This window comes from Alishewanella jeotgali KCTC 22429 (assembly GCF_000245735.1).
Classification (GTDB): domain Bacteria; phylum Pseudomonadota; class Gammaproteobacteria; order Enterobacterales; family Alteromonadaceae; genus Alishewanella; species Alishewanella jeotgali.
Window position 1 is genome coordinate 1 of the sequence record NZ_AHTH01000059.1, and the last position, 6,765, is coordinate 6,765.

11 protein-coding genes are annotated in these 6,765 nt (G+C 43.7%); 9 read left to right on the top strand and 2 right to left on the bottom strand.

The annotated features are described in order from the left end of the window. The first annotated feature begins 66 nt into the window (after nucleotides 1–66). Together AJE_RS17265 and AJE_RS18500 are read left to right on the top strand one after the other, a co-directional pair. Complete coding sequence (locus AJE_RS17265) at nucleotides 67–522, top strand: hypothetical protein (RefSeq protein WP_008951930.1); 456 nt, start codon at nucleotides 67–69, stop codon at nucleotides 520–522. A 140-nt stretch (nucleotides 523–662) separates the two neighbouring features. After that, complete coding sequence (locus tag AJE_RS18500) at nucleotides 663–941, top strand: hypothetical protein (RefSeq protein ID WP_008951931.1); 279 nt, start codon at nucleotides 663–665, stop codon at nucleotides 939–941. Nucleotides 942–1,230: 289 nt separating this feature from the next. Here AJE_RS18500 and AJE_RS17275 read toward each other — a convergent pair whose 3' ends face one another. After that, entirely contained in the window at nucleotides 1,231–2,268 is a 1,038-nt protein-coding gene (locus AJE_RS17275) for an IS110 family RNA-guided transposase (protein ID WP_008951932.1), read from the bottom strand. 172 nt (nucleotides 2,269–2,440) lie between these two features. On the opposite strand from AJE_RS17275, the gene AJE_RS17280 reads away from it, so the two are divergent. The 7 genes from AJE_RS17280 to AJE_RS17315 all read left to right on the top strand — a co-directional run bounded on the left by AJE_RS17280 (nucleotide 2,441) and on the right by AJE_RS17315 (nucleotide 6,545). Further along, entirely contained in the window at nucleotides 2,441–2,770 is a 330-nt protein-coding gene (locus AJE_RS17280; RefSeq protein ID WP_039928994.1) for a hypothetical protein, read from the top strand. Between the two features lie 364 nt (nucleotides 2,771–3,134). Beyond that, nucleotides 3,135–3,563, top strand: a complete 429-nt coding sequence (locus AJE_RS17290) for an energy transducer TonB (RefSeq protein ID WP_008951935.1) — start codon at nucleotides 3,135–3,137, stop codon at nucleotides 3,561–3,563. Between the two features lie 100 nt (nucleotides 3,564–3,663). Continuing rightward, entirely contained in the window at nucleotides 3,664–4,122 is a 459-nt protein-coding gene (locus AJE_RS17295) for a DUF6174 domain-containing protein (protein WP_008951936.1), read from the top strand. Between the two features lie 89 nt (nucleotides 4,123–4,211). Then, nucleotides 4,212–4,712, top strand: coding sequence for a hypothetical protein (locus tag AJE_RS17300; RefSeq protein WP_008951937.1), 501 nt, complete (start codon nucleotides 4,212–4,214; stop codon nucleotides 4,710–4,712). Nucleotides 4,713–4,736: 24 nt separating this feature from the next. Further along, on the top strand, nucleotides 4,737–5,021 hold the full coding sequence (locus AJE_RS17305; protein WP_008951938.1) for a hypothetical protein: 285 nt from the start codon (nucleotides 4,737–4,739) through the stop codon (nucleotides 5,019–5,021). Between the two features lie 170 nt (nucleotides 5,022–5,191). Continuing rightward, nucleotides 5,192–5,836 carry a hypothetical protein gene (locus AJE_RS17310; protein WP_008951939.1) on the top strand — a complete coding sequence of 215 codons (645 nt, stop codon included), beginning with the start codon at nucleotides 5,192–5,194 and terminating at the stop codon, nucleotides 5,834–5,836. Between the two features lie 163 nt (nucleotides 5,837–5,999). Beyond that, nucleotides 6,000–6,545: a hypothetical protein gene (locus AJE_RS17315; RefSeq protein ID WP_008951940.1), complete on the top strand. Its 546-nt coding sequence runs from the start codon at nucleotides 6,000–6,002 to the stop codon at nucleotides 6,543–6,545. Between the two features lie 27 nt (nucleotides 6,546–6,572). On the opposite strand, the gene AJE_RS17320 is transcribed toward AJE_RS17315, so the two are convergent. After that, a partial coding sequence (locus tag AJE_RS17320) for an IS3 family transposase (protein ID WP_008951941.1) occupies nucleotides 6,573–6,765 on the bottom strand: 193 nt, incomplete at its 5' end.

Genomic DNA, 6,765 nt, shown 5'->3' on the forward strand with positions numbered 1-6,765 from the left:
GCCAGAGTAGAAATGCTGTGCTCTAAACAGGTTTTTCTACAGGCTCGTTAGACCTTGGGAGGTCACATGTGCCGTATCTTATTGCTTCTATTTGCGTTTGTTCCAGCAATTACATTTGCTGGCTTGCCATTCGAAGTAAGTCTGGAAGAGATGGCAAAACAAGCTGATCATATACTTGTTGGTCGTGTGGTGGGTGTGGACATGGTAAATGGCCAAGGTAGATTAATTACGGACCCTGAAGCCCGAACAGGCCCCGGCTTGGATAATACAATTCGGCTGCGTATCCAGGTGGATCAAGTGCTCGTCTCTAGCGCCTTGAAGGTGCCTGATTTGATTCCGGTTTCTCTGTCTCCTCACCTTCATTACACCCTTGGCCAGATTAAGGAAGCGCATGATGGTGATACGGAGGCTCGGCTAGTTCTGCTGAAGGGGCCAGAATTCGTTGGGATCAAACCGGGCGTGTTCTTCAGGCCGCTGACTGACAAGGATCTGGTACTACGGTTACATGCGGCTTCGCATTGATAATTCGGTCTAACAAGCCACTGTAGTCGCTCACTGCGTTCGCTGGGACAAAAACACATGGGCTGTCTCGCTTCGCTCGCATTTACGCCCATGTGTTTTTGCCCCTAAGTGGGTCGTTATATGCCAAACGAGACAGTCAGTTGAACCAGTTAAGTAAAGAGCAGTCCGCACATCTTGAAGTCGTTAAAACTGCGATTTTATATGCGAGAAATGAACTGTATCGTGTTGATGAGAATAGCAAAGTTGGAATTCTCGCTGATTTACTCGATGCTATTCATAATACCCCTGAGTTTGTTGAGAAAATGTTTTGCTCATCTTCGGAGTACGTAAATATTTATTATGAATCTTTCGATAAAAAGTACCCAGATAGCATTTCGTTGGTCAGCACTTATTATCAGGCTCTAAATGAAAACATATAACAAGCCGTCTATGGACTCCCCCTCTATTGCAAGCACAAAGTGATCAAATTTGGCGGTGAATGACTGCAAACGTCTATTCGGCTCGTGAGATTCATGGTTTTGCCATGCTCCAGCCCTGATAACTTTCGCGCACAGGTGCCTCATCGCGTCAACGGTAATGAATACCAGGCTTGTTATCAGGCCCTTCCTGTGCACGGTCGTTGCCGCTTTATTTATCCACTTTGTAGTGCAATTCTTTGGTTGAGAATTATTGTTAACTCGCTGTTTTTACTAATATGTTTCTTCTACATCATATTGCTAAACCTAAAGCATCTTGCTGCTGCTTTGCCATGATTGCCCAGAGCATTCTGGCTTGTTTTGCGGCGATAGCCACCGCAACAACATTATTTGGCCGTCGCTCTTGTAGCTTATAAATCCAGTCAAACATGGGTGTTGTTTGCGTGGACTTTTGTGCTCGGCTGGCGGCTAACATTACCGTTCGGGCACCTTGAACCAGGAGTGTTCGCAAATAGCGGTCACCGCGTTTAGTAATCGCCCCCAGCTGGGTTTTACCACCGGATGAATTCTGTTTAGGTACTAAACCGAGCCAGGCTGCAAACTGTCTGCCGTTTTTAAATACCGAGACATCACCTGCAGTAGCCACAGCAGCACTGGCGGTAATGCTACCGACACCACAGAGCTCAAGTAAGGCTTTTGCAATGGTATCTTGCTTGCTCCAGTCTTCAATCCGTTTGTTGAGCGCAGTAATCCTCGTCTCTAAATCGGTTAATCTATCTGCGAGGTCGGCGATGCTCTGGCGAAATAGCAGCGGTAAGATTTCCGATTCAGCCACCAAAGGCAACGTTTTAGCTAGTGCTGCGCGGCCCTGATTAATCACAATACCAAACTCGTGCAGGTAGCTTCGGATTTGGTTCATCAGTGAAGTACGTTCCCGTACCCACTGGTCGCGCATACGGTGCATGACGAGCACAGCTTGTTGTGATTCTGATTTAACGGCAACAAAGCGCATATTCGGTCTGGCTAACGCTTCACAAATGGCTTCTGCATCATTGGCATCGTTTTTACCGCCACGCCGATAGGGTGCAACATATTGCGGTGTCATCAGCTTTACCGTATGGCCAAGCTTAGTGAGCTCACGCGCCCAGTAATGCGAGCCACTACAGGCTTCAATGCCGATAAGCATCGGTGGTTTATTGGCAAAATATCGCAGCATTTCGTTTCTGGCTAACTTTTTAACCATGATGGTTTCACCAGATTTAGCATTAACGCCATGAATTTGAAACACGATCTTTGCAATATCGACCCCACAACGTATAGACTGTTCCATGCGACTTCCCCTCACTTGTGACTGTTTGTTTTGACACTCTCAGTGTGGCACATCGATGCCGGATAGTGAGGGGGAGTCCATGTTATTGCGTCATTTGCAGCCTTCGGCTGCGGCGACGCTCACAAGTTCGCGCGCTTGCGCGGGGCATTAGCGTCTTCAGGAGCGAATTCAGATGTCATCTGTACCTGAGAAAGATTGGAAAAGACTTAGCGGTCTTAAAGAAAGTTTGCTTAATTCTGCATGCGAAACAATATTTCGACGCATCGAGCAAACATCATCTACCCGCAAAGATCGGGAGCATGAGACTTACTTGGAGCTATGGAAATTAATTAACAAAGAAGATGAAGCCATTGCTGAGATGTTTAATGATCTCAAACGCAGTAATGCGGTGTTTAAAATAGCGGCCTTAAAGCATTATGGTGTTTTAACCGATGAGCAGATGGCTCAATTTTCACAAGAAACACAAGAACAGGTAGCGCGTCTTTGCGAGTACAGACGCTAACAATCAAATTTTATCGCCAGCAAAAAGCGCTGGTTGTGACGTCAACCCGCTGCGCGGCATTCCGCGCTAAATTAGAGCGTTAAAAGGTAATATGAAACCAACGACAGTTGTCAGCGTCGCGATCTTTACGGTGGTATCACCGGCTTCAGTTGCTGTCAGCGGTATTCCGTTTAAGGTACATTTGGTAAACGTCAGTTGTTTTTTTCTGGCTTTTGTTGTTGGCGCAGTTGCTGCGGAACGCTACAAAAATGATGAGGATTATGAAAATGAATCGCCGTGTACGTGATCTGTATGCACGGTGATCTGGGAGGAGAGGCGCTGTGTGGCGCCTCCCTATCCCGATTAGGGCAATAAGGACGTTAAGTTGAATAAATCAAATCTATTAGCAGTTTCGGCAATCTTTGTATTAAATGCTTGTTCAACAGTAAATCAGCCAGTCGAAAGAGAATATCTAGACTTAGTTGGTAACAAAGAGGTCGTTGAAAAATACTGGGTTGTTGAGAGAAAAGTTGCACCCGAATATCCTGCGGAAGCAGGAAAAAATAATATATCAGGCTGTGTAGCGTTTACGCTGTTAATTGACGGTAATGGTAAGCCCCAAAATTTGACGGTAATTAAAAGCTTCCCTGGCTCAACCTTTAATAAAAAGGCATATGAGGCGTTGAGAAAATGGCGGTGGACTGCCAGCGAAAGCAATAATCAAAACCAACCAGTTTTAACAACAATACAATTAGATTTTACAACTCAAAAGTCAGTTAACCATGCTGAGGCTTACAGTGCGTGCGTAATTTAAATTGCCTTAACAAACAAATATTATCGCCAGCGAAAAGTGTTGGCTGCGACGTCAACCCGCTGGAGGCTTTCCATGCTAAATTTGGGCGTTAGAGCTAATTATGAATCTTTTTGATCTGCGAAATCCATTTGTGGCTCTTATTGTTTTGGGAAGCTTAATTATCCTGATTTATTCCTCTTGGGGTATTTATGCGGTTTCTGAGAGAAGTAGGGAGCTTAATCAATTTGAGCAGTACCGCGCCCATTGGCGATCTCTGAATCTTCGAGACTACGCTTATATTATCGAAGAAGGCTGTATGTCTGGTTCAATAACATCAGCTACAGTCACAGGTGGGGAACATAACTTCGTAAAATATGAGAATCAACTTTTTGGTGGAAGTTCGACAATAGATGATTTGTTTGACGTGGCGGAGGAGGCTATCAAGGAGTCGCACAAATTGGAGCTAAGATTTAATAAAGACTTTGGATTTCCTGAGAAAATGCGTGCCGATTGGTCTAAAGATATAATTGATGATGAGTGTTTTTTTGAGGTTACGGAGTTCAAGCTAAATGAGCTCTAACAAAAGCCCAAAGCATCGCGGCCTGCGGCAGCTGGACTCGCAACAAGTTGCTCGCCGTTTCGGCGTATTTTACACGAAAGGAAAGTTCTGTGTTTAGACTGGCATTTATATCAATTTTATTCGTGGTGCTTACGTCATGTTCCTTAACCAAGCCCTCCGAATATTTTAAAAGTACAGATTTAGTGGGAACATGGGAATTAAAGTTTGATGGTGTTTATCCATATTGGTTTAGCCAAATTGGATTCACCGAAGATGGTAGAAAGTGCGTTTTAAGTTACGAGTTCGACACCAGCGGTCGGGTTAGCATGGACTACTATCTAAGCAAATATAAGGTTGAAGATGGTTATCTATATAGCGAAATAGCCTTTAGCTCAACACCTTATGTACGTACTGGCGAAGTAATTAAAGATAGAATCGATATTTTGGTAAAAGACTATTTTGAAGTATTTATGGTTGGCCCGTTATCAGGGTCTACAGCCGAAAGGCACCAACGTCTTTCTGATGTGTCGCCTGAGGAACTATGCAAAATTGTCGAGAATTTTCGCATAACAAGCAATGCCAAAGCGGCGAGTGCCGTGCGAGCGTTTTGAACGTCATGTACCCAGAGGTTCGCAATGAAATATCAGGTTTTACTTCGTGGTGAAAATTTTGAATTGCACTGGGAGGGCAAAATCAAAAATCTTGGCTTTTTTACCACGAGATTGGTAAAAGCTGATTCAGTGGAAGAGGCCGAAAATAAAGCCGTTCAACTTATTAAAAATGATAAATGGCTTCAAAGCGCTTTAGTCGTAAAGTCTGAGTATTCTCCAATGATTTATATGGAAGAAATATCCCAAGTCAAATGGTGGAAGCATTTAGGCGGTAAAGGGTTCACCTTCTGGGACATGGAGGATGAATAAGCGCGTACATATTAATCAGGTTTTATCGTCAGCAAACAGTGTTGGCTACGATGCTAATCTGTGGCGCGCTAAAGAGGGGGCCAAATTATGTGTTTGAGACCGGAGTTGTTTAATTTTTATGCATATATTAATGGCCTATTAGGGGGCGTTATACATATCAAGGAGGGTTTGTGAAGGCTATTATATTTGTTTTTTTGTTGACTCTTTTTACTTCATTTAACTGTAGTTCAACTGCTCAGATCCCTGATTATATCACAATAGATGATAAGGAATATCGCCTCCATACCAACCCGCTTGATAAGCATCTTATTACGATTAAGTGGGAAATGCCTGAAAATTTATCTACTTCTTCTGCTAACTGGAGAGGCTACGTAGCATCTTGGAAAATTGATGCTGGGTTAATGTTTTTAACTGATGTGACTATAAGCATTTACCATAAAGATGAAAAAAGAAGAGAAAGTAAAAGCATTTTTCATGAGATTTTTCCTGGGCGTGATTCAATCAACGCCGTTTGGTACTCAGGCTCACTTGTTATTCCTCATGGTGAAATGACGCATTATGTGCATATGGGGTATGGTTCAAGTTACGAATACTATATTGTAATTCGTATCAGCGAAGGTGTGGTAACTGACTACCAAGATTTCACGGCGGCAGAATTTGACAAATACAAAGAAGCTAAATTTCAGACGTTTAAAGAAACACAAGAGTTTCAAAAGCAACTAGAAGAGCTCACCAGTGGTGAATATAACTGGTCTGAAGAGGACGCTTTATTTTTCCTACAAAACTTCCATGCTGAATATTACCTTTCGCTGTAATCTTACAAAGTGAGTAGTTTTGGAACAGGGCGTTATAGTGTCATTACGACAAGAGCGGTAGAGTCTGATGACGATCAAAATCTTAACTTGGTGACGATACGATGAAAAATGACATTATTGGTTTTCTTGTTTGCCGCTGTCGGCGCCGGACGTTAAGGCAACAATGAATCTGTCGATCATTCTTGTCATTTTTTGTTCAATATTCGCCTTGTCCGCGGCACAAGTTGATGAGAAGCGGATCGCGATTGAGGGCACGGTATTTTCAGTTAAAGTACCGTCTGGTTTCGTGTTAAACAACTCGGTTTACACCGATTCTCCATCGATTCATTTTAGTTTGCCTAAGAGGCTAACGGGTGATACACCTGGTTACCCAAGCCTCTCTGTGATGAGGGTTAAGCCAACTCGGGAGCCCGATTCGCTGGAAGCTTATGTCAAAAAACTGGAGTCGAACAGGAACGCGAAGATATTTTTAATGACGAGCGATGTTTTGATCCTTGGACAAGACGCTGTCGAAATCGGGGTGGAGTGGACAACTATTTTCAGCTTAGCTGGCGGTGCAGACGCCAGTGCCCAAACTACTCGCCATGAGATTATTTTTCATTATCAAGGACACTATTACATTTGCGCGCTAGAAGCCTATCCCGAGATACATGAGCGGTGGGTTGGAAGTCTACGAGAATTATGTGATGGTTTGCGGCAAGACAAGTGATCTGTACCAGCAACAGTGGACGCTTCACTAAGCACTGTTCTTCAATTCAAAACTCTCTGGGCTAAGATAGCCAAGAGCACTATGCCTTCTGGTCTTGTTGTAATCAACTTCAATATACTCAAAAACGTGTTGACGCATTGTTTCCCGACCCATTATTGGCTCATCCTGAAGCGCTTCAACCTTCAATGAATGGAAGAAGCTTTCCGCACAGGCGTTGTCC